The 21,449-nt window shown below is 73.4% G+C and carries 17 protein-coding genes and 1 pseudogene; 8 read left to right on the top strand and 10 right to left on the bottom strand.

Annotation, left to right across the window (positions count from 1 at the left end; all coding sequences use genetic code 11):
* Window positions 1–100: 100 nt before the first annotated feature.
* The 3 genes from ACIRQ9_RS26645 to ACIRQ9_RS26635 form a co-directional block, all read right to left on the bottom strand.
* Window positions 101–1,630, bottom strand: coding sequence for a CoA transferase (locus tag ACIRQ9_RS26645; protein WP_404178415.1), 1,530 nt, complete (start codon window positions 1,628–1,630; stop codon window positions 101–103).
* A 65-nt stretch (window positions 1,631–1,695) separates the two neighbouring features.
* Window positions 1,696–2,649 carry a 3-hydroxyacyl-CoA dehydrogenase NAD-binding domain-containing protein gene (locus tag ACIRQ9_RS26640; protein ID WP_404178412.1) on the bottom strand — a complete coding sequence of 318 codons (954 nt, stop codon included), beginning with the start codon at window positions 2,647–2,649 and terminating at the stop codon, window positions 1,696–1,698.
* A gap of 78 nt (window positions 2,650–2,727) precedes the next feature.
* Window positions 2,728–3,462 (bottom strand): acetoacetate decarboxylase, encoded by a 735-nt coding sequence (locus ACIRQ9_RS26635; protein WP_404178409.1) that lies wholly within the window; start codon window positions 3,460–3,462, stop codon window positions 2,728–2,730.
* Between the two features lie 235 nt (window positions 3,463–3,697).
* Here ACIRQ9_RS26635 and ACIRQ9_RS26630 point away from each other — a divergent pair, with 235 nt between their 5' ends.
* Entirely contained in the window at window positions 3,698–4,150 is a 453-nt protein-coding gene (locus tag ACIRQ9_RS26630) for a MarR family winged helix-turn-helix transcriptional regulator (RefSeq protein WP_404178406.1), read from the top strand.
* Between the two features lie 80 nt (window positions 4,151–4,230).
* Here ACIRQ9_RS26630 and ACIRQ9_RS26625 read toward each other — a convergent pair whose 3' ends face one another.
* Entirely contained in the window at window positions 4,231–5,076 is an 846-nt protein-coding gene (locus ACIRQ9_RS26625; RefSeq protein ID WP_404178404.1) for a helix-turn-helix transcriptional regulator, read from the bottom strand.
* Window positions 5,077–5,581: 505 nt separating this feature from the next.
* Between ACIRQ9_RS26625 and ACIRQ9_RS26620 the strand changes: the two genes are divergently transcribed.
* A complete protein-coding gene (locus tag ACIRQ9_RS26620; protein ID WP_404178401.1) occupies window positions 5,582–7,303 on the top strand; it encodes a BTAD domain-containing putative transcriptional regulator in 1,722 nt (573 codons plus the stop codon).
* Window positions 7,304–7,381: 78 nt separating this feature from the next.
* On the opposite strand, the gene ACIRQ9_RS26615 is transcribed toward ACIRQ9_RS26620, so the two are convergent.
* The 6 genes and pseudogenes from ACIRQ9_RS26615 to ACIRQ9_RS26590 all read right to left on the bottom strand — a co-directional run bounded on the left by ACIRQ9_RS26615 (window position 7,382) and on the right by ACIRQ9_RS26590 (window position 14,370).
* Window positions 7,382–7,933, bottom strand: coding sequence for a GAF domain-containing protein (locus ACIRQ9_RS26615; RefSeq protein WP_404178398.1), 552 nt, complete (start codon window positions 7,931–7,933; stop codon window positions 7,382–7,384).
* 221 nt (window positions 7,934–8,154) lie between these two features.
* Window positions 8,155–8,979 (bottom strand): annotated as a pseudogene (locus ACIRQ9_RS26610) (S8 family peptidase); the annotation flags it as partial.
* 8 nt (window positions 8,980–8,987) lie between these two features.
* Window positions 8,988–12,260 carry an adenylate/guanylate cyclase domain-containing protein gene (locus ACIRQ9_RS26605; RefSeq protein WP_404178395.1) on the bottom strand — a complete coding sequence of 1,091 codons (3,273 nt, stop codon included), beginning with the start codon at window positions 12,258–12,260 and terminating at the stop codon, window positions 8,988–8,990.
* A 19-nt stretch (window positions 12,261–12,279) separates the two neighbouring features.
* A complete protein-coding gene (locus ACIRQ9_RS26600) occupies window positions 12,280–12,525 on the bottom strand; it encodes an aroma-sacti cluster domain-containing protein (protein ID WP_404178392.1) in 246 nt (81 codons plus the stop codon).
* 1 nt (window position 12,526) lies between these two features.
* Entirely contained in the window at window positions 12,527–13,273 is a 747-nt protein-coding gene (locus ACIRQ9_RS26595; protein WP_404178389.1) for an iron-containing redox enzyme family protein, read from the bottom strand.
* The gene (locus tag ACIRQ9_RS26590) at window positions 13,270–14,370 is read right to left on the bottom strand and encodes a radical SAM protein (protein ID WP_404178386.1); all 1,101 of its coding nucleotides are present in this window, start codon (window positions 14,368–14,370) and stop codon (window positions 13,270–13,272) included. Before ACIRQ9_RS26590 ends, ACIRQ9_RS26595 begins: the two co-directional genes overlap by 4 nt.
* A gap of 299 nt (window positions 14,371–14,669) precedes the next feature.
* Here ACIRQ9_RS26590 and ACIRQ9_RS26585 point away from each other — a divergent pair, with 299 nt between their 5' ends.
* The 6 genes from ACIRQ9_RS26585 (at window position 14,670) to ACIRQ9_RS26560 (ending at window position 21,428) form a co-directional block, all read left to right on the top strand.
* Window positions 14,670–14,885, top strand: coding sequence for a hypothetical protein (locus tag ACIRQ9_RS26585; protein ID WP_351324093.1), 216 nt, complete (start codon window positions 14,670–14,672; stop codon window positions 14,883–14,885).
* A 98-nt stretch (window positions 14,886–14,983) separates the two neighbouring features.
* Entirely contained in the window at window positions 14,984–15,175 is a 192-nt protein-coding gene (locus ACIRQ9_RS26580) for a hypothetical protein (protein ID WP_404178382.1), read from the top strand.
* Between the two features lie 109 nt (window positions 15,176–15,284).
* A complete protein-coding gene (gene lanKC, locus ACIRQ9_RS26575) occupies window positions 15,285–18,071 on the top strand; it encodes a class III lanthionine synthetase LanKC (RefSeq protein WP_404178379.1) in 2,787 nt (928 codons plus the stop codon).
* Window positions 18,071–19,489, top strand: a complete 1,419-nt coding sequence (locus ACIRQ9_RS26570) for an MFS transporter (protein ID WP_404178376.1) — start codon at window positions 18,071–18,073, stop codon at window positions 19,487–19,489. Before lanKC ends, ACIRQ9_RS26570 begins: the two co-directional genes overlap by 1 nt.
* Before the next feature lie 45 nt (window positions 19,490–19,534).
* Complete coding sequence (locus ACIRQ9_RS26565) at window positions 19,535–20,563, top strand: LLM class flavin-dependent oxidoreductase (protein ID WP_404178373.1); 1,029 nt, start codon at window positions 19,535–19,537, stop codon at window positions 20,561–20,563.
* 157 nt (window positions 20,564–20,720) lie between these two features.
* On the top strand, window positions 20,721–21,428 hold the full coding sequence (locus tag ACIRQ9_RS26560) for an SDR family oxidoreductase (RefSeq protein WP_404178370.1): 708 nt from the start codon (window positions 20,721–20,723) through the stop codon (window positions 21,426–21,428).
* Window positions 21,429–21,449: the final 21 nt, after the last annotated feature.

Raw genomic sequence — 21,449 nt, 5'->3', positions numbered from 1 at the left:
TGCCCAGACCGCCCTGAAGGTGACCGATGACGGGGGCGAGGTCGTCTCCGAGGGGCGCTGGAGGCTGTTCGGGGTGCAGCGGACCGCGGGCGTGTGCCGGTCAGTTGGGCTGAGGCAGCCACAGAGGGGCGCTGCTGCCGCGGGGGAGGAGGACGTCGCGGAAGTGGCCGGGGGTGCGGGACATGACGATCTGGTCGGTGACGCCCTGGTAGTGGCCGCAGGGAGTGTCGGCGGTGAAGGTGTCAGGGTCCAGGTAGGCGTGCGGGGAAACCGGGTCCGGGTCGAGCGCGGTCGCGTGCGCGTAGTCGCGGTCGAAGACGCCGAGGCTGAGGATCCAGGTGGCGATGCGGGTGAGGTTGAGGGTGACCCGGTAGCTGCCGCCCTCGGTGGCGCGGCGCATCAGCGCGGCGAGCGCACCGGTCGTCGCCAGCCAGGACAGGACGTAGTCGTTGACGACGCTGATGTACGGCAGGGCCGGTGTACTGGTCGGCCCGGCGCCGACCCCGTCCTCGCCCTCCATGAGCATGATGCCGCTGAGCGCGCCCGCGGTCTGGTCGAAGCCGACGCGGTGGGCCCAGGGGCCGGTCTCGCCGGCGAGGTGGATGCTGATGTGGATGATGCCGGGCCGGACGGCGGCCGCCTCCTCGGCGGTGAGGCCGATCCTCTCCAGGTAGCCGGGACGCCGGTTGGCGTAGAAGATGTCGGCTCCGCGCAGGAGTTCGCGGATCCTGGCCTGTCCCTCGACGCCGTACGGGTCGATGGTGGTGGAGCGGACGCCGACGTTGGCGGTGTTGTAGGTGGACTCGTGCTCCAGCTCGTTGGGCCGCCAGATGTTCAGCACGTCCGCGCCGTGCTGCGCCAGGTCCCGGCCGACTCCGGCACCGGCGATGATGTGGCCCATGCCGAGGGCGCGTACGCCGGACAGCGGCTGGGCGGCCGACGCGGAGAGGGGTTCGGGCTCGCTGTCGCCGATCTTCTCGACCTTGATCAGCGGCTGCCCGGCGATGTACTCGGAGGCGGGCTCGCGCAGGAACTCCTCGGTGGTGCGCAGCATCGGCATCACCACGCCGATCTCCTCGCCCGCCAGCTCCAGGTCGGCGGCGTTCCACTTGGAGACGGCGTCCGCCACCGCCTGCTTCTCGGGCCAGGTGCGGAGCAGCTTGTAGACGGCGTTCTTGATCTTCGGATAGGGGTTCAGCGGCATGACCCAGCGGTCGTCGCGGGTCCGGTAGAAGTCGAAACCCAGCGGGTTGACCGGGTCCGAGGGCGTGCCGCCCGGGTAGCCGTTGAGCAGTTCCCACTTCTTGTCGTAGAACGGGCACAGCCGGTGCGGGGCCTTGCGCAGGTCCATGGTGATGTCCTGGCCCTCGCCGGTGCGTCGCTGCCACAGGGCGGCCAGGGCCACCGACTTGGCGGTCATGCCGAGGGCCGGCACGGCCCCCAGCCGCATGATGCTGGGGACGACCGGGTCGGCGCCGATGAAGGTGATCCGGCCGCCGCTGTCCTCGGGGTGCAGGCCCACCGAGGCGAGGACCTCGCGCAAAGCCTCGTGGACGTCGAAACCGTCGTCCGAGGTGGCCGGACGGGCGAGGGTGTTCTGGATGCGTTCGGTGAGTTCTTCGGCGCTCATGGAATCCGTGGTCTCCGTGGTCTCCGTGCGGGTCGGCGGTTGCCGGGTCGGGCGGTGGGTGCGGGTCAGGCGTCGAAGGTCTCGCCGAGCGCCCGCATCACGGCGATCTGCCGGCGGTCGCGCTCTGCGGCGAGTTCGTCGACGGTGCCGCCGAACTCCTCGGTCTGCTCGGTGAGCAGCTGCCGGGTGGCCTCGTCGAAGGCCACCTTCTCCTTGACCATGTCGGCCCAGCGCCGCTCCATGCCGACGCCGAGGTGGCTCATGAAGTGCGGGAGCCCGCCCTCCCCGCCCCCGAGGTGGAAGGAGCGGAAGGGGCCCGCGACGGCCCAGCGCTGGCCGATGGACGAGGTGACGATGTCATCGAGTTCCCCCATCGTGACGACGCCCTCGGTCACCAGGTGCACGCACTCGCGGAAGATCGCCGCCTGCAGCCGGTTGGCGACGAAGCCGGGCACCTCCTTGCGCACCACCTGCGGCCGCTTGCCGAGGCCGCGGTAGAAGGCGCGGGCACGCTCGACGGTCTCCTGAGAGGTCCGCGCGCCCGGGACGACCTCCACCAGCGGCACCAGGTGCGGCGGGTTGAAGGGGTGCCCGACCACGAGCCGCGCCGGGTCCCTGAGGACGGTGGCGATCTCGGTGGCGGGAATGCCCGAGGTGGAGGTGGCGAACAGGGCACCGGCCGGGGCGGCACCCTCGATGGTGTGCCAGATCTCGTGCTTGAGTTCCAGCCGCTCGGGGCCGTTCTCCTGCACCAGGTCCGCGTCGCGGACCGCGGTGGCCAGATCCGGTTCGAAGGACAGCCGCGCGGTGAGGGAGGAGGTGTCCAGCCCGAGCGCCTTCAGCGCGGGCGCGGTCTGCGCGACGTACGTGCGGACGGCCTCGTCGACGCCGGGCTGCGGGTCGCTCACGGTGACGGACAGGCCGCGGGCCAGGAACAGCGCGGTCCAGGAGGCGCCGATGACGCCTGCGCCGACCACGGTGACGTTACGGATGTGGGCGATGCTGTCGTTCTCGGACATGCGGAACACCTGCTTCTCTTCTGACCGGCGCGCGGGCGCGGGGCGCGAGGTGCCGGGTGCGTGAGGTGGGGGAGCGGGTCAGGCCAGGTAGTCGTGGACGACCCGCGCGCGGCCCAGGGTCAGGTCGGTGAGGAGGTGCGAGGCGGAGACGACCTCCAGGACCGGCAGGTCGGCGAGCGGGGCCAGCGCGTGGGCCAGCAGTTGCAGCCGGGCGGGTCCGCTCCAGGCGCCCTTGACGGTGAGATCGTCGATCCGGGTCCTGACCAGCTCGCAGATGCGCGGCGTGCCGTCGTAGTGCGGGAGCTTCTTGAGCATGAACGTCGGCTGCGTCAGCTCCTCGCGGGCGCGCTCCGGGTCCAGCGGCCGGTGCTTGTAGCCCATCGTGGCGCGGGCGACGGGCAGCGAACCGTAGTCCAGCGTGCCGACCAGGGTGTCCTGGTCGACGTAGAGCCGCGGGCGGCCGAGCTTCTTCGGGAAGGCGCCGATCTCCCGTCCGCTGGCGATCGCGGGGAAGTTGTCCACGTACATGGACAGGCTGTACTCGCCCGTCTCGCCCTCGAACTCGACGACGGCGAGCTGGCCCGACTCCGTGTAGTCGCCCAGTCCGGTGACGTCCGGCATCCGCATGACCTCGAAGCGGACCAGCGGCTCCGTCACCCGCAGCGGCTCGGGCACGACCCGCTTCAGCGCCTCGGGATCCGTGCGGTAGGTGATGTTCAGATACTCGCGGTCGGTGAACCGGTACGGGCCCACCGGAAAGGCCGGGGCGTCCAGCGGTGTGCTCGGTGTGCGGACGACGTCCTCGATGCGCATGACCCTTGCCTGCCTCTCGCGTCCCCATGTCGGACATAACGACACTAAGGGGACTCCATGCCGCGCACCCGCCCTCGGCCCGGCACTCCGGGGTGTCCGGCTCGCGGGTGCGGTGTCGATCCTCGGGAGCATTCTCGGTTGCATAATGCAACATTACTACTGTAGGTCGGGCGGCCCTCTGTTGCAAAATGAAACTCCGAGGCGGCAGCCCGGGCCGTTACGAAGGGACACGCGCGTGGCCGACGACGACACAGAGATCCGCGGACTGGTCCGGGAGCTGGTGACCCTCTCCCGGCGCTTCCGGGGCAACGCCGAACGGCTCCATCCGGACCTGAGCTTCGTCGACTACTCCCTGCTGTCCGAGATGGACGCCCGCGACGGAGCCCGCGCGACGGACCTGGTCGGGCTCTACGGCCTCAACAAGTCCACGATCAGCCGCCAGGTCACCGCCCTGCAACGCGCCGGCCTGGTGGTACGCGAGGCGGACCCGCAGGATCACAGGGCCCGGCTGCTCCGGCCCAGCGACCTCGGCCGGGAACTCCTCGCACGCGCCGACGCCCTCATGTACCGGGAGGTCGACGCCCGCACCGAGGGCTGGGACGCGGGCGAGGTCCGCGCCCTGGGCGGCCTCCTCGCCCGCTACAACGCCGGGGCCTCGGCGGTCGCCGCGGACGCCCCGGACTCCTGAGGCGCGCCCCGGACGGGCCGGACTGACGGGGACGCGGGTGACCGGGCGGGAGCGGACCGTGGGTCAGGCGCGCCGGCGGGTCAGTGCCGCCCGGCCAGGCTCTGGGTGCCGACCACCGAGATCAGCTCCAGTTTCTCGGCGGCCTCGGTGCCCGGCTCGGCCGAGTACACGAGGATGCGCAGGTCGTGCTGCTCGACCCGGAGCTGGTCGCAGTCCAGGGTGAGCAGACCCACGTGCGGGTGCTCGATCGTCTTGTGCGACGCCTCCAGCCGCCCGACCACCCCCGCGTCCCACAGCTCCGCGAACCGCTCGCTCCCGGCGCGCAGCTCGGCGATCATGCGCTGCAGCTGGCGGTCGGCCGGATAACGGGCGGCCGTCGAACGCAGCTCGGCGACCATGCCGGTCTCGAAGGCGCGCCGCTCCCGCGGAGTGTGCCGCACCCTGGTCGGCCGGCCGAGGAAGTTCCGCCAGACGCCGTTGCGCTCGAAGCCGCGCAGGCCGGACGGGTCGCCCATCAGCGCCGCGTACATCGGGTTGGTCACCAGGAGCGTCATGGCGGCGTCGGAGACGGCGACCGGAGTGCCGGACAGCCGGTCCAGCAGCCGCTGCACGCTGGGCGTCAGATAGCCGGGCACCACGTCCGGACCCGGCGGGACCAGCCCCGCCAGCCCGAACAGGTAGGTCCGTTCGTCCGCCGTGAGCCGCAGCGCCCGCGCCAGTGACTCGACGACCGGCACGGACGGATGGGCGGCCCGGCCCTGTTCGAGACGCGTGACGTAGTCGACCGAGATCCCGGCCAGCAGGGCCAGTTCCTCGCGCCGCAGCCCGGCCGCGCGCCGCTGGCCGCCCGTCGGCAGGCCCGCCGCGTCCGGGGGCACCCGGTCGCGCCAACGCCGCAGGGCCCGTCCCAGTTCCGTCGCCGTCATGGCTCCCAGTGAACACCGCGGCTCGCCGATGTGCCTGGTACCGGCAGTACCAGGGGCGGCCCGCGAGTGCGGCACACCGGTCCGCAAGCGTGGTCCGACCGATGCCGGCGGCCCCCGCCCCGGCGTTGCCGGAGTCGCGCGGCGCACGGACAGGGGTTTTTCCGGCGCCGTCCGCGCGAACCGGTGACATCGCGTTCCTCCGGGGCGCCGTTGCCTGCGGGAATCACCGCTGCACCACACGCCCGCGGACATGGCACCGGATACGGGAATGCGGCAGTCCGACGCAGATAAAAGGTGCGGGACGCATTTATTTACCGGCAGATGTCCGAACGGCCGGCGCCCGGCAGCGCCCTTCGCTGATCCGCTTTCGCATCATCGCAAACCCGCCGCCCGCGCACGGCGGCCCGAGCCCACCCGGACAGAGGGTACTTCGCCCCTTTAAACAGCAGGAACTTGCTGGTCGGACCCTCCTGCCAAGAAGATTCCGCTGTGGCAATGTCGACACATGAGTCGGTTGGTCACTGCGTTCGGGGAATTGTGTGTGCGCGACGAGGGAAGGGGCACGGCCGATCTCGGCGGTCCGAAACCGCGTCTGTTATTGGCCTTACTCGTCAGCCAGGCCAACAATGTCTTACCCGTCGACGGCCTCATCGACGCCCTGTGGGTCGGCCGGCCGCCGCGGACCGCGCGCAAGAACCTTCAGGTGTACGTCTCCCGGCTGCGGCGCGTGCTGGGCGGCCGGCTGACCCACACCCCGGGCGGCTATCTCCTGCGGCTCGATCCTTCGGAGTGCGACCTGCTCCGGTTCGAGGAACGGGCCCGGGCCGGCAGACGGCACGCCAGGGACGGGGAGACGGAACCGGCGTGCGGCGCGCTCGCGGAGGCGCTCGACCTCTGGCAGGGCAGACCCCTGGTGGAGTTCGGTGACGTGCCGTATCTGACCGCGGCCGTGGACCGGCTCCAGGAGATGCATGTGGCGGCCCTGGAGGAGTGGGCCGAACTGGAGAACGACCGGGCCGGCCACCCCCTCGTGCTCGACCGGCTCCAGGAGCACGTCGTCTCCCATCCGCTGCGCGAACGGCTGGCCGCCGCATGGATCACGGCCCTCGCGGCGACCGGCCGCCGGAGCGAGGCCGCGGCGTACTTCGACACCGTACGACGGTCCCTGGCACGGGAGTTGGGGGTGGCACCGGGACCGGCTCTGGCGGTGCTGCACCGCCGCCTCCTGGAGCCTCCCGCGTCCGGTCGGCGCCCGGGTCCCGGCAACCAACTCCCGCGGGGCCTACCGGACTTCGTGGGCCGGGCGGACGAGGTGCAGCGTGCGCTCGGCTACTTCCGGGGCCGCCGTGAGGGCGGGGTGATGGTGGTGTCCGGGCCGGTCGGGGTCGGCAAGTCCGCGCTGGCCGTGCACGTGGCCCATCTGCTCGCCGACGCCTTTCCGGACGGGCTGGTCATGACCGAACTCGGCAACCGCTCGCTGGGCTCGGTCCTGCGGGCGCTGCTGGACAGCGTGGGGCTGCCCGGCACGCAGAACGTCGCCCAGGCCCTGGCCCGTTGGCGAACCTGGGTGGCGGGCCGGCGGATCCTGCTCGTGCTCGACGACGCCGTGGGACAGCAGACCGTGCTCGCGCTGCTGCCGGGGTCCGGCGCCAGTTGCACACTGGTGACGAGCCGGTACCGGCTCAGCGGGCTGGAGGCCGTGGGCCGGGTGGAGCTGCCCGCGTTGCAGGAGGCCGAGGCGACCGAACTGCTGGGCCGGATCATCGGGTTCGGCCGGGTGATGAGCGACCAGGCGTCCGCACGGCGGATAGTGCGCTCCTGCGAGGGGCTGCCGCTGGCCGTCCGCATCATCGCCGCGAAGCTCGAATCGCTGCGCCATGTGCGGCTGGCGGACTACGCGGACCGACTCAGTGGCGCGTCCTCGCTGCTGGACGAGATGGCGGTGGGCGAACTCGTCCTGCGGGACCGGTACGAGGCGTTCTGGCGGGACCTCCCGCAGCAGCAGCGGCTCGCCTACCGGCGGCTCGCGGCGCTCACCCCGCCGTTCCGGTACGACCAGGTGTTCTCCGAGGTCGAGGAGTTGCACGAGTGCAACCTGCTGATGCCGCCCGCCGGTGAGGTGAGCGCGCACATGGCCTCGTACGGCATGTCGGGGTTCACCCACGAGTTCGGCCGCCGGGTCACCGGCCACGCGGCCGTGGACTCGCCGCCGGTGCCGGGCCCGTGAGCGGACCCGGGGCGGGACCCGGCCTCACCAGCGGCCGGATTTGACATGATCACGCCTGTCTTGCCATGGGGACGGTGGTCAGTGGGCCCGGTGGCGCAGGAAGTCGCGGAAGGCGTCCATCATCTGCTCGTCGCTGGTGCCCCAGGACGGTGAGCCCGCGCCGGGCGCGGACCGGCCCGCGACCCGCAGCGCGATCGCCGCCTGTCCGGCGAACAGGGACAGCAGGTCGAGGTCCTGGAGGCCGCCCCGCGGGCGGGGCGAGGGATCGAGGACCTCCAGGACGCCGAGGACCCGCCCTTCGGACAGGAGCGGCGCGGCCATCAGGGCACTGGGCACGTAGCCCGTCGACTCGGCGAGGTCGCGGGCGAAGGTCCGGGTCAGGGTCAGGTCGTCGGCGATCATGGCCTGGCCCGAGGAGGCCACCCAGCCGGCGATGCCACGGTGGGCCGGGAAGCGCGTGCCGACGAGCATGTCCTCGCCTTCGCCGGAGACGGCCTGGAAGACCAGTTCGCCGGCCTCGTCGTCCAGCAGGAACACCGAGCTGGCGGCGGCCGCGAAGATGGCCCGTGCCACGTCGACCACGGACTGGAGCAGAGCGCGGGTGTCGTCTGACGGAAGAGTTGGGGGCACCTCGGACCTCACTTATCCGGTTGGGTATCGGGAAGCTGGGGCGAGCCGGGCCGTCCGGGGGAGGGCCGCTCGTCGTCCGCGGGGGCGGCCGGGGACGGTGGGGCGATCGGGGAGGGCGAAACCGCGGGGAGACCGGCGCCGTGCGCGGTGACGAGGCCGTCGGCCGGGTCCGTCCGGGGGGCGGGGGCGGGGGCCGGTCCCGTCGCGGGCGGGGACGCGGCGGCTGGGTCATCCGGGGCCGGGGTCGTCCTTACGTTGGCCGCCGTCAGGTAGAGCACCGTCTTGAGCTGGAAGACGGTCAGCTCGGGGTGCTTGGCCAGGATCCGCGCGCACAGTCCCGCGACGCGCGGAGTGGCGAAGCTGTTGCCCGTCGTCCGGGTGACGCAGTTGTCCAGCCACGCGACGCGGACGTCCTGGCCCTTGGCGTAGAACTCCACGGGAGGACTCGGGTTGTACAGGTGCAGCGCGGTGTCGTCCTCCCGGTGGCTGCCCACCGAGACCACCGAGCTGAACCGCCAGGGGAAGCTGACCACGGGGCTGTTGTGCGCCGACGCGACGATGACGGAGCGGCGGAAGTACGCCTCGTCGGCCAGCTCGTGCAACTCCCGCACGAATCGCTCGTGCGTGGTCGACAGGCTCATGTTGATGACGTCGAAGCCCTGTTCCACCGCCCATCTCAGACCGGCCAGCAGGAAGTCCCCGGTGCCGGTGAACCGTTCGCCGATCACCTGCACGCTGTGCAGCTCGCAGTCGGGGGCGACCTCGCGGACGATGCCCGCGCAGGCGGTGCCGTGGCCGCAGGCGTCGCCGCTGTCGGTGGGCACGACCCGCGGGCGGCCGTCGTCGCCCTCGACGACCCTGTGCGCCGACGCCACCCGCCCGATCATCACGTGGTCGCGCTCCACCCCGCTGTCCACGACGCACACCCGCACGCCGCGGCCGGTGGAGCCGCCCCAGGCCCAGGCCGGTGTGACCTCGGCGCCGCCCGGAGCGGCCGCGGCCACCCGGATGTCGTCGGGCCGCCGGTCCCCCAGGCCCCAGCTCAACGCGCTCGTCACCGGTCGCCTCCGTTCGTCGCGATGCCGTCCCGCGTCTCGCCCCGGGCCGTCTCGGCCGTCCCCGCGATCACTTGTGCCGCGGCGGCCACTCCCACGGCGTGTCCCTTGGCCCGGAACAGCCGGGCCGCCTGTTCGGCGCGCCGCCCGGCGGCTGCCGTCCGGCCCGTCCCGCGCAGCACCTGGGCCATGTCGAGCCGGGCGGTGGCGCGGCCGACCGGTGAGTCCGTGGTGTCGGCCACCGCCACCGCGCGGCGCGCCAGCCGCAGCGCGTTCACGCCGTCCCCGGACGCCGCCGCGGCCAGGGCGCGCACTCCGAAGTCGTCGGCGGCGTCGGCGGGCGGCAGCGTCAGGTCCGAGGTGTCCGGGCCCGGCCCTCCCGGACGCGTGGGTCCAGGACCCGCCGTGGCACCGCCGGCGCTCGCCCCCACCGCCTCCGGCGGCAGCCCCCGGGCGATCAGCACCCGGGCGAGGTCGCGACGGGCGGCGGCGTGCAGGATCGGCCCGCCCACCGTACGGAAGGTCTCCTCGGCCCGCCGCAGCAGCCTCTCCGCCTCCCGCATCGAGCCCGCCAGGACCTCCACCCCCGCGGCGAACAGCGGTCCGAACGCGGCCACTTCGGCATAGCCGAGTCCGGCGGCGAACCGCTCCGCCTCGGCCAGCCGCCCGCGTGCCTCGTCGATCGCGCCGGACAGGGCGAGCAGGTTGGCCAGCGGGAAGTCCAGCGCGACCACCACGACGGGGTTGCCGGGCCCGTGCTCGGCGAGCAGGGCACGGCAGCGCTCGATCGCCTCACCGGCCGGGGTGGGCCCGTGCCACAGGGAGATGCCGAGCGCGCCGAGCGCCATGGCCCGTTCCGGGGCGGCTCCGGCGGCCACCGCGTGACGGAGCGCCACGGCCAGCAGATCGCAGGCGGCGCGGTGCCGTCCGGCGTACTGCTGCTCCTGGGCCAGCCGCACATGGGCACGGGCGAGTCCCAGCCGGTCCTGGTGCTCGGTGAACACCGCGAGCCCGGAGCGGGCCGCGTCGGCGGCGGTGCCCGGAGAGGCGTCGGGGTCCAGGGAGGCCAGTTGCAGTCCGGCGTGGGCGCGAGCGAGCCGGTCGCCGGCCGTGGACGCCGCGTCGCGCACCTCCCGCAGCAGGTCGCCGCCCTCGTCGCTGCGGCCGAGCGCCAGCCAGGTCTCTCCCAGGCCCTGCGCGGCGCGCCGCCACCTGGCCTCGTCGGAGGCGCAGTGGCTGAGGGCGCGGGCGTGCAGCTCCGCCGACCAGGACAGGTCGGCGCGGGCGAGCGCGTGCCGACCGGCGCTGCTGAGCGCGTCGGCGGCCCGGCCGCGCAGGGTCTCGACGCGCTCGCCCCGCAGGCCGAGGTCCCGGCGGTGCAGGTAGGCCGCCTCCAGATGGTGCGCGGCCAGGGCCGGCCCGGTCTCCGATCTCGCGGCCAACTGCTCGTGCCAGGAGGCTCGTTGGCTCTTGCTCAGGGCCCGGTAGGTGACGTCGCGCAGCAGCCCGGAGCTGAACTGGTAGGTCGCCGGGGCGCCGGGCGCCGGTTCGACGAGTCCGCGTCGTACGAGCTCGCGGACCGCCGATTCCAGCGGGGCCCGCCCCCAGCGCGGGTAGCCGGCACCGTCGGCGGGTGCGTCGAGGAGCAGGCGGACCTCCGCGACGCCGAACCGGCGGCCGATCACGGCGCCCGCGTCCAGCATCGCCCGCTGCGGGCCGGGCAGCACGTCGATGCGGGCGGCGAGGACGGCGGTCACGGTCACCGGCAGCTCGCCGGGGTCGGCGCCGTCCTCCACCATGGTCAGCAGTTGCTCCAGATGGAGCGGGTTGCCTTCGGCCCGCTCCACCACCGCCTCCAGCGCGGCGTCGTCCGGGTGTCCGGTCGTGAGGGCGGCGGCCAGGCGCAGGGAGTCGGCCCGGGAGAGCGGGGCCAGCCGGATCTCGTCGGCGGTGACGGGCGGCTCGTCCTCGCCGGTGCGCTGCGAGCAGACCAGCAGGACCGGCGAGCCCGCCAGCATCTCCGTCAACCTGGCCACACCTTCGAGGAGTTGGGGGCGCGCCCACTGGAGTTCGTCCAGCGCGAGGGCGACCGGCCGGGCGGCGGCCAGGCCGCGCAGCACCGCCGCGGCCGCGGTCCAGGTCGTCTCGGCGGACGGACTGGGCGTGCCGTCGGCCAGCAGCCCGCCGTGCAGCACCTCGTAGGCCGCCTCGTCGTCCGGCCGCGACACCGGCCGGCTGCGGGCTCCGGCGGGCGGACGGAGCGGGGGACCGGTACGCAGATGGGCCCGTACCTCGGCACCGGCACCCGTTCGAGGACGGTCCTCGGCCTCCGCGCCGGCAGGGACCTGCGCCCCCTGGCCATTGTCCTCGCGCTCCGGCGGCCTCTCGGCCGGTCCCTCCGCGGAGGGCGCCGTCCCGTCGGGGTCCGCGACGCGCAGCACCTCCCGGATGGCGTCCGCGAGGGGCGCGAGGCTGCCCTCGTCGCGGTACGACCGGCAGCGGCCGCTGCCGACCAGGGCACCCTCGGCGGTCCTCGCCGCGAGCCACTCCCTCAGCAGGCGCGTCTTGCCGATGCCGGCGTCGCCGGTCAGCCGCACCAGCCGCCCGGTGCCGTCCCGTGCGATCTCCGTCCAGTACGTCGCGAGCCGGTCGTACTCCCGGGTGTGCCCGACGAAGGGACCGCCGGGCCGCGACACTCCCGGCGGTCCGCCCTCGGCGGCCAGCCCGAGCAGCCGGAACGCCTCGACGGGCTCGCGCTTGCCCTTCAGGGTCAGCGGGCCCACGGACTCGACGACCGCCGCCGCGCCCAGCAGCACGCGCGTGGCGGGTCCGACGAGGATCTGTCCCGGCCGCGCGGCCTGTTCGAGCCGGGCGGCGACGTTGACCACCTCGCCGGACACGACCGTGCCCTCCCTGAGGTCCGGGGAGGTGACGATCTCGCCGCTGTTGAGGCCGATGCGGACCGCGAGGGTGCTGCCGAAGTCCCGGTCCAGTTCGGCGTTGAGCGCGTCCAGGGCCGCGATCATGTCCAGGGCCGCCGCGGCGGCCCGGTGCGCGTCGTCCTCGTGCACATGGGGCACGCCGAACACCGCCATCACGGCGTCGCCGATGAACTTCTCCACCGTCCCGCCGTGCGACTCGATGCCGCTCCGCATCGCCTCGAAGTAGCGCAGCATGACGGAGCGCAGTGTCTCCGGCTCCAGCGTTCCCGACAGCTCGGTGGATCCGACCAGGTCGCAGAAGAGTGCGGTGATCACCTTGCGTTGCTGCATGAGCGGTCCCCTCGCTGTCTCAGAACAGCGCCGCACCCGCGACGACGGTGTGTGCCTGCACTTCCGGCTCCACGGCGTCGAGCCGGGCCTTGAGGTCGAGGATCAGTTCGAGCTCCTGCGGGGTGAGGGCGGCGAACACGGCACGCTGCTCGCCGGTGAACGCCCCCACCGGGAACCCCGCCTGCTCCAGGGCCCGCAGCGCGGCCTCGGTGCCGTGCCGCTCCGTGCCGTCGACGGAACCGTCCGCACCGGTGTCTGGCGTCATGTCAGTGATCCTCTCGGTCGGGAGGACGGCCGGTCCGGTCCGTCGCGTCGCTCAGGGCGTTCAGTACGTCGGCGAGAGCCCGGACGGTGTGGAGCGCGCTCAGCCTGACCGCCGCCCGCAGGTGCGGGGGCGCCCCGCTCTCGTCGAGGGCGGTGAGCACCGCCGCGCTGTGGCCGCCGTCGATCTCGGCGTGCAGCCGCAGGGTGTCGAACGCGGCCGGGGGAAGCCCCGTGCGGTCGGCCAGCAGCGGGATCAACGACACGGCGGGGGCGTTGAGTTCGAGCACGGCCACGTACCCGAGCAGACACAGCGGGTGGAAGTGGTCGATCCAGTAGTACTGAGCGCCCACCAGGCGGGCGACCTCGGGCGAGGGGGGCCGGGCGAGTTCGTGTCCGGGACGGAGTCCGGCGGCCTCCATGTCCCGCAGCAGCCAGGTGTCGTGGTGCCGTTCGCGCGGGATGTGCGCGGCGAGGTAGCGGCGGAGGGGGGCTTCGGCCGGGTCGCGGCCGGGTGCGTCGGGGCAGTGGGCCAGGGCTCGTTCCATCAGGGGTACGGAGGCCCGGATGACCGTGTGCATGGTGACGAGGTAGCGCAGGTAGCGGGCACGGAGGTCCCGCGGCTGCCACAGCCGGGCCGCGCTGCGGTGCAGGACGGGGGACACGAGGCCGAGGACGGCGCTCAGTTCGGCGCCGAGGGGGGCCTGCGCGGACCTGACTGCGGAGGTGCCGGGTCCGGGCGCCGCCGTCACGGTGTGTGCTCCTGCCGGGGCCGGACGGCGGGGTCGCGGCCGGGGTCCACGAGATGGGCGTGCCGGGCCGGGCCGTGCCGGGCCACGAGTGCCGCCGGCCCCGCCGCCTCGCCCCCGCGCACCGCGGCCGCTTGCAGCAGTTCGCCCGCGGGGCCGGCGCCGGCGCGGTCCGCCCAGTCCCGGGCGGCGTCGGAGCCGTCGAGCCGGTGGCAGGTCCCGCAGTAGCCGTCCGCCAGGGGCAGCGCGGCGCGGCCGGCGATGTGGACCGGCCCCACCGTCCGGATCATGCGCAGCATCGGGTCGCCGTGCGCGCGTTCGCGCACGGTCCGCCAGCCGGCCGAGCGGATGTCGCCGAGACCGAGGTGGCCGGGGCGGACCCGGCGGTCGGCGACGTCCTGGTTGCAGCAGGCGGTGACGGAACCGTCGCTGGTGACGACGGGCCAGGCGGCCATGTCGCAGGGGGCGGCGGCCCGCGGGTCGGGGACAGTCTGCGGGCGGGGCCGCGGCCGCAGACCGGCCGCTCGCCCGATCGGGCTCAACCAGCCGACCAGCATGGGTACTTCGGTGCCGAAGCGGCGCTCGACCTGTGCGCGGACCTCGTCCGGGTAGGTGTCCGCCGGGCCGTCGGCAAGCAGATGCAGGCTCACCGCCACACCGGTGGCGAGCAGTCCGTCGAGCGCGTCGAACACGTGCGGGCGCGGGACCTGCCGTTCGTGGAACGCGTCGAGGCTGAGCGAGAAGTGGTCGACGGCGCGGGCGACGCGGCGGACGGTCGACGGGAGCGGGCCGCCGTCGGCGAAGAACGCCCCGGAGAGCACCGCCGTCCGGGTGCCGTGGGCGCGTGCGGTGTCGGCGGCCTCCACCACCAGTCCGGGGCGCAGCAGCGGCTCGCCGCCGGTCAGCATGAGGACGTCGGGCCGGTCCCGGACCGTGAAGGTGCCGAGGAACCGCAGCAGCGCGGCGCGGTCGAGATCGCGGCCCCGGCGGGTGGCGGCGGTGGAGCAGTGGGCGCAGCTCAGCGGGCAGCGGTCGGTGAGCGTGACCAGGACACCCGCCCCGATCGTCTGGCGCAGGGACATCAGCTCGGCCAGCCGCATGCCCGCCCCCTCTCGGTCAGGCCGTGATCCGGCACGAGTCGTACGTCACCGCCCCGAGTTTCGAACGTCCGGCTGCGAACCGGTTCGCAAACGGTATATGCGCAGGTCACAGGCGTTTGAGGGGGGAGAGTCCCGGTCCGGACGGGTCCGGGCGGGGCGCCGGCGGGTGCTCCGCACCGGTCCGGAGCTGCGTTTTCACCGTCCGCCAACTGCTCTTGTGGCGGTCCTTCCTACCGTCTGGGTCCAGCCGGAACCGGAGTGGAAGGGGCCGGCTGTGGCCCATGAGGGAGGGAGATCCCATGGCGGATGCGGACCAGGTACCCGAGCAGGGCGAGGACGACTCCACCAAGGTCGAGAAGGCCGCCGAGGTGGCCCGTGCGGCCGAAGTGGCCGCCCACTCGCTCGCCGACGCCGTCCTGCAGCTTCAGCGGCTCGACCCGGAGAAGGAGGCGGCGGGCGGCAACGTGCCGCCGGCCGACAGCGGTGGCTCCTGCCACAACATCAGCTGCTTCTAGCAGCCGGACGACCGGCGCCGGCCGTCAACGCCGTCCGGTAGTCGAAGCACCACGGCACCACCGCACGCACCGAACCCGTCGATGTGAGGAGTGACGCCATGTCCGAGGAGATCCGTCCCGACGCCGAGCCCACCGAGCCCACCGAGGCCGACGACGCCGTGGAGGCGCACCTCGCGGCCGGCCAGGACGCCGTCCTGGGCCTTCAGAAACTCAACCCCGAGAAGGAAGCCTCCATCATCAGCGACCCCGCGGGCAGCGGTGGCTCCTGCCACAACATCAGCTGCTTCTGACAGCCGGCGTTCGCGCGTCACGCCGTTCCGCCGGACCGGGGCCGGGTGTCCCCGGGCCGGCGGTGCGGCGCGTCATCAACTTGGGTTCTCGGCAGAGGGGACGGGCGGAATGCAGCTCGAGTGGGAGATCATCCAGACGTACATGACGCACCACCCACGCTGGTTCGAGGACTTCGAGCGCCGGGCGCCCAGCGGGGAACATCTGCGCGAGTACCGCGCGGCGATGCCGCCGTCGTGGCGGCTGTGGCGGCGGGGCTACTGGCTGCTGACCGCGCCGCCGCAGGTGCCGGCCGTCGCCCAGGGCTGGAAGCTGCACGTCTCCGCGACCTCCGAGAACAGCGCCGAGGTGCTGCGTGCGGCGCTGCCGCTGCTGCGCGACGCCGCCGTGCACTTCAAGTTCCTGATGGATCCCGCGGCCATGCTGGAGTCCAACGGCAAGTCCTTCCCACGGGGTTCGAGCGGCAAGTTCATCACGGTGTACCCGCAGGACGAGCAGGAGTTCCGGGCGGTGGGCGACGCGCTGACCGCGGCCCTTGCGGGCTTCGACGGCCCGCACATCCTCTCCGACCGGCGCTATCCGGGGTCACGGGTGGTCCACTACCGCTACGGCGGCTTCGTGTCGATCTCCCGGATGCGACCCTCCGGGATGAAGGAGCTGCTGATCCGCACCCCGGACGGGGAGCCGGTCGTGGACATCCGCCATCCCTACTTCCACCTCCCGGCCTGGGTCAGGGACCCGTTCACCGGGGAGTCGGCGCCGGAGCGGCCCGCGGCACCGGCCGAGCCCGCGGAGAGCGGCGCCGACGCCCCCGCGGACACCGGCATCACGCTGGCGGACGGCCGCTTCACCGTCGTCAGCGCGATGAAGTTCAGCAACCGCGGCGGGATCTATCACGGCATCGACAACGAGACGGGCGCGGACGTGCTGATCCGCGAGGCACGGCCGGGCGTGCAGATCGGACCGGACGGGACGGACGCCGTCCTGCTGCTGCGCCACGAGTACGACATCCTCACCGAACTCGCCGACACGGGCCTGTTCGTCCGCCCGGTCGCCTTCTTCACCGAGTGGGAGCACTCCTTCCTCGTCGAGGAGTTCATCGAGGGCACCCACCTGGGACACCTCGGCATCGTCGAGAACCCCGTGTACAACCTCGATCTGAGCGCCGAGCGCCTCACCGACTACTACGAGCGGTTCCGCGCGCTGTGGCTGCGGGTCGCCGACGCGATCGCGGTCTGCCACGAACGCGGCATCGTGCTGGGCGACCTGTCCCTGACGAACATCATGGTCACCGGTGACGACCGGGTCCTGCTGATCGACATGGAGTCGGCCTTCCACGAGGACGCCCCGGCGGGACCCGCGCGCGGGGCGCGGCTGTACACGCCCGGCATGGTGACCCGCCGCGCGAGGCTGGCCGGGCAGGGCGACCGGCGCACGGACTACTACGCCTTCGGCGGCCTGATCCTGGGCTGCGTCATGCTCTGCCACCAGACCGACTTCATCGACCGTACGATGCCGCGCAGGCTGCTCGCCGAGGTCGCGGCCGATCTCGAACTCCCCTCCGAGTTGGTGCGGTTGATCACCGATCTGTACGACGAGGACGCCGACCTGCCGGACCCGGACGTCCTGCGCGGACGCATCGAGGCCCTGCCCTTCGGGGACGCCTGGCGGCAGCCGCCGCCGCTGGGGCTGCCGCCGGTGACGGACGCGGCGGCGCGCGTCGAACTGCACAAGCGCGTCGAGGCGACCCTCCAGGGCGTCGCCGAGTTCTGGACCGGGACCGCGGACCTGGACCGGCAGGACCGCCTGTTCCCCGCCGACGTGGCGGTGTTCCGGACGAACCCGCTCTCGCTCGCCCACGGCGCGTACGGCCCGCTGTACGCGCTGCACCGGCTGCGCGGCTCGGTACCGGACGAGCTGCACGCCTGGGCACTGCGGCAGTCCACCGCCCACGACGCGATGCCGGCCGGCCTGTATCTCGGCACGGCGGGCGTGGCCTGGGCCCAGGCGGCCATCGGCCACGTCGACATCGCCGTACGAACGCTCCAAGGGGCGCACGACCACCCGCAGTTGCTGTCCGAGCCCGGCGTGCTGACCGGGGCGGCCGGTTACGGCATGGCGTGCCTGCGCCTGTGGCGGGACTCGGGGGTGGCGGAGTTCCTCGACCGCGCCGTCGCCGTCGGCGCCCATCTCGCCCTTACCGCGCGGCGCGAGAACGCTCTGGCCTCGTGGCCCGACGCGAGCCGCCCGACCCCGGTCGGCTACGCGGACGGTGCGTCCGGCATCGCCCTGTTCCTGCTCGGCCTGCACGGCGCGACCGGCGATCCGGCGGTGCTCGAACTCGGCCGTGCCGCACTGGACTTCGACCTGTCCCAGATGGTCGCGGGGGCCGGCGGGCGGCTGTCCTTCCCCGCGACGGTGGCGACGGACGACAAGCCGACCATGGTCGTGCGGCACTACTGGGACCACGGCACCGCGGGCGTCCTCACCACCCTGCTGCGCTACCACCACGTCACCGGCGATCCCGCGCTGCGGGCACGCATCGACGAACTGCTGCCCGACGTCCGCCGCAAGTACACCGTCTTCCCCCAGCTGTTCCACGGCACGAGCGGGCTCGGCAACGTCCTGCTCGACGCCTACGAGTTCCTGGGCGAAGCCGAGTTGCTGGCGGAGGCGGAGCGGGTCGCCGAGACGGTGCTGTGCATGGCGATCGAGCGTCCCGAGGGGATCGTCTTCCCCGGCGAGCAGACCGTGCGGGAGAGCTGCGACCTCGCGAGCGGGTCGGCGGGCGTGGCGCTGTTCCTCGACCGGCTGCGCACGGCCCGCCCCGGCGGGCGCACCAACGGCAACTTCGTCCTGGACGACCTGCTGCCCGCGGCCGGCCGGACGGGTGCCTGATGGACGGGACACCGGCCGCCCCGGAGGCGGCCCCCGCCGTCGCACCCCTCAGGGCCAACCGCGAGTTCCGGCTGCTGTGGGTGGGGCAGGCCCTCTCCGACTTCGGCACGGCCATGACCTCGCTCGTGCTGCCGCTGGTGCTGCTGCGCAGCGGGTACTCGACGTCGGCGACCAGCACCATCGGCACGGCCGTACTGGTGACGGCGATGGTGCTGCGGATGCCGGCCGGGTACCTGACCGACCACTACAGCCACCGGCGCCTGATGCTCGTCGCCGACCTGGCCCGTCTGGTCACGGTCGGCGCGGTCGCCGTCTGGACGTATCTGGACCGGCTGCCGATCGCGATGGCCGTGATCACGGTCGTCGTGGCGCAGGTGGGCGTGGAGCTGTTCCGGCCGAGCCAGAACGCCACCGTCCGCAAGGTCGTCCCCGCCGTCCACCTGGGCACGGCCATCTCGCTGAACCAGGCGCGGGCCTACGCCGCCGGGATCATCGCCCCGGCCGTCGCCGGTCTCCTCATCGCGGCGTCGCTCTGGCTGCCGTTCGCGATCGACGCGGCGACGTACGCGGTGTCCGCGCTGTGCGTGCTGGCCCTGTACCGCCCGCTGCGCCGCGCCGAGGCGGCGCGCCGGGCGGACCGGGACGCGAGGAAGGACACCGGGGCAGGGGCCGAGGAGAGAGCGGAAGGCACCGGCGGGACGGCTCCGAGCGGGGCCGACCGGGCGCGGGAGGCGGAGGATTCCGCGGAGGCGGTGCTGGCCCACATGAGCGGCACCGGAGCGAAGGCCGCGCCGCGCGAGCGGTTCCTGCCCCGGCTGACGGCGGGCCTGCGGTACGTGGTCCGCAACCCCTTCCTCCGTACCATCGCCGGGCTGGCCGCGGGCGAGAACTTCGCCTTCCAGGCCCTCGCCTACGCCCTGTTGCTGGGCATCGGCCGCGAGCACGACGGGGCCGCGGCCGTCGGCCTCGCGATGAGCGCGGCGGCGGTCACCGGGCTGACCGGCTCGCTGATCGCGCCGTTCCTGCAACGCAGACTGCGGATGCAGACGGTGATGGCGTCCGGACCGGCGCTGGCCGCCGCCATGCTCGCCGTCGCCTGGTACACGGACAGCGGCATCGCCTTCGCCGCCGGGTACTCCGCCCTGTGCCTGCTGACTCCCGTCAATGGCGCGGTGTTCGGGACCATCCTGGCGACCACGGTCCCGGAGAACATCTACGGCCGCACCACGACGGCCCTCGGCTTCACCGCGGAGATCCTCCAGCCGCTCGGTCCGCTGGCCGCGGGCCTGCTGCTCGCGTACTTCTCGCTGTCGGGCACCGCCGCGCTGTTCGCCCTGGCGTTCGCCCTGCTCGCGGCCCTCGCCCTGCTGATGCCGTCACCGCCGGTCACGGCGGACGCGAAGACGGCCGCCGCCTGACACCCACCGCGTGCCGCACGCCCCCGCCCACTCCAGGGAGGTTTCATGGTTTCGCTGTCCGTGCTGGACGTGGCGCTGGTCGCGCCCGGCGGCACCGCCCGGCAGGCACTCCACGACGTCGTCGCCACGGCGGTGGCCGCCGACACGTACGGCTACCACCGCTTCTGGGTCGCCGAGCACCACAACTCACCACGCTGCGCCGGCAGTTCCCCGGCCGTACTGATCTCGCACATCGCGGCGGTGACCCGTCGCATCCGGGTCGGCTCCGGCGGGGTCATGCTGACCAACCACGCGCCGCTGACCGTCGCGGAGCAGTTCGCCGTTCTCCAGTCGCTGCACGACGACCGGATCGACCTGGGCGTCGGCCGCGCGACCGGCGGCACGGACAGCAGCACCCTGCTCGACCGCGCCCTGCGCCGGCCGCCGCAGGCACGGGCGGAGTTCCCCCAACTCCTCGACGAACTGGTGGGCTTCCTCCACGGCCGCTGGCCGGGCGGCCACGACTTCCAGGAGCTGGAGCTCTCCCCGGCGCTGCCGGTGCCGCCGGACGTGTTCGTGCTCGGCACCTCGGAGCACGGGGCCCGGGTCGCCGCCGCGCGCGGGCTGGCCTTCGCCTACGGCGCCCACCTCGGGCCCAAGTCCCGCCCGGCGGCCCTGGACCGCTACCGGTCGGCCTTCGCCCCCGGCCCGCTCGGGACCAGCCCCTACGTCGTCGCGTCGGTCAACGTGCAGTGCGCCGACACCGACGAGGAGGCGGAACGCCTCGCACACGACACGACCACCGCCCGGTTCCGTCAGAAGCACTCCGCCACGTCGCCGGGCGTCGTCCTGCCGGAGGCACGCGAGCGCTATCTGGTCGGCAGGATGCTGGACGAGATGCAGCTCGTCCGGGGCGCCCCGGCCACCGTCGCGGCCGGCCTGCGGCGGCTCGCCACGGCCCTGGGCGCCGACGAGATCATGCTGGTCCCCTACGACATCACCGCCGAGGCCCGCGCCCGCACCCTGCGCCTGACCGCCGAGGCCTGGCCCCACCCCACCGCACCGGCGCTCCCGGCGGTCACCTCCCGGACGTGACGGTCGCGGTCGCGGAAGGGGCTCCCGGCCGTGCGGGCCACGTCCGCGAACCCTCCTTCCCGCGCGATTCCCGTCACCCGCGGCTCACGGTGGTACCGGCGGTCCCAGGAAGAAGGGTGTGCTGGCTGACCGTGCCACCGCGGCGCAGGCTGGACGCATGACGACAACACTGATCACCGGAGCCAACAAGGGCATCGGCTACGAGACCGCCCGCCGACTCGTCGAAGCGGGCCACACCGTGTACGTGGGCGCCAGGAACGCCGAGCGCGGCCGCCGGGCCGCCGAGGAACTCGGCGCCCGGTTCGTCCTCCTCGACGTCACCGACGACGCCTCGGTCGAGGCCGCCGCCAAGACGATCGAGGCCGACGGCGGACTGGACGTCCTGATCAACAACGCCGGGATCGAGTCCCGGACCGCGGACAACAGCGTGCCGACCGCCGAGACCGTCACCGCCGACCAGATGCGGAACACCTTCGAGACCAACGTCTTCGGCGTGGTCCGTGTCCTGCACGCCTTCCTGCCGCTGCTGCGGCGTTCGGCGGCACCGGTCGTGGTCAACGTCAGCAGCGGACTGGCTTCGCTGACGGCACTCTCCGACCCGGACCACCCGGCCCACTTCTACCCGGGCATCGCCTACCCGACGTCCAAGACCGCCGTGAACATGCTCACCGTGCAGTTCGCGAAGGCCTTCCCGGACATGCGGATCAACTCCGTCGAACCGGGCTTCACCAAGACCGACCTGAACGGCAACACGGGCACGCAGACCGTGGCGCAGGGCGCCGAGATCATCGTCCGGATGGCACAGCTCGGGCCGGACGGACCGACCGGCGGCTACTTCGACGTCAACGGCCCGCTGGCCTGGTGAGCCGAGGACGCCACGGCTGAC

It is taken from the genome of Streptomyces sp. NPDC101237, assembly GCF_044767465.1.
In the GTDB taxonomy this organism is placed as follows: Bacteria; Actinomycetota; Actinomycetes; order Streptomycetales; family Streptomycetaceae; genus Streptomyces; species Streptomyces gramineus.
The sequence above is the reverse complement of the archived record's forward strand: the minus strand, read 5'-3'. Positions and strand labels throughout refer to the sequence as shown.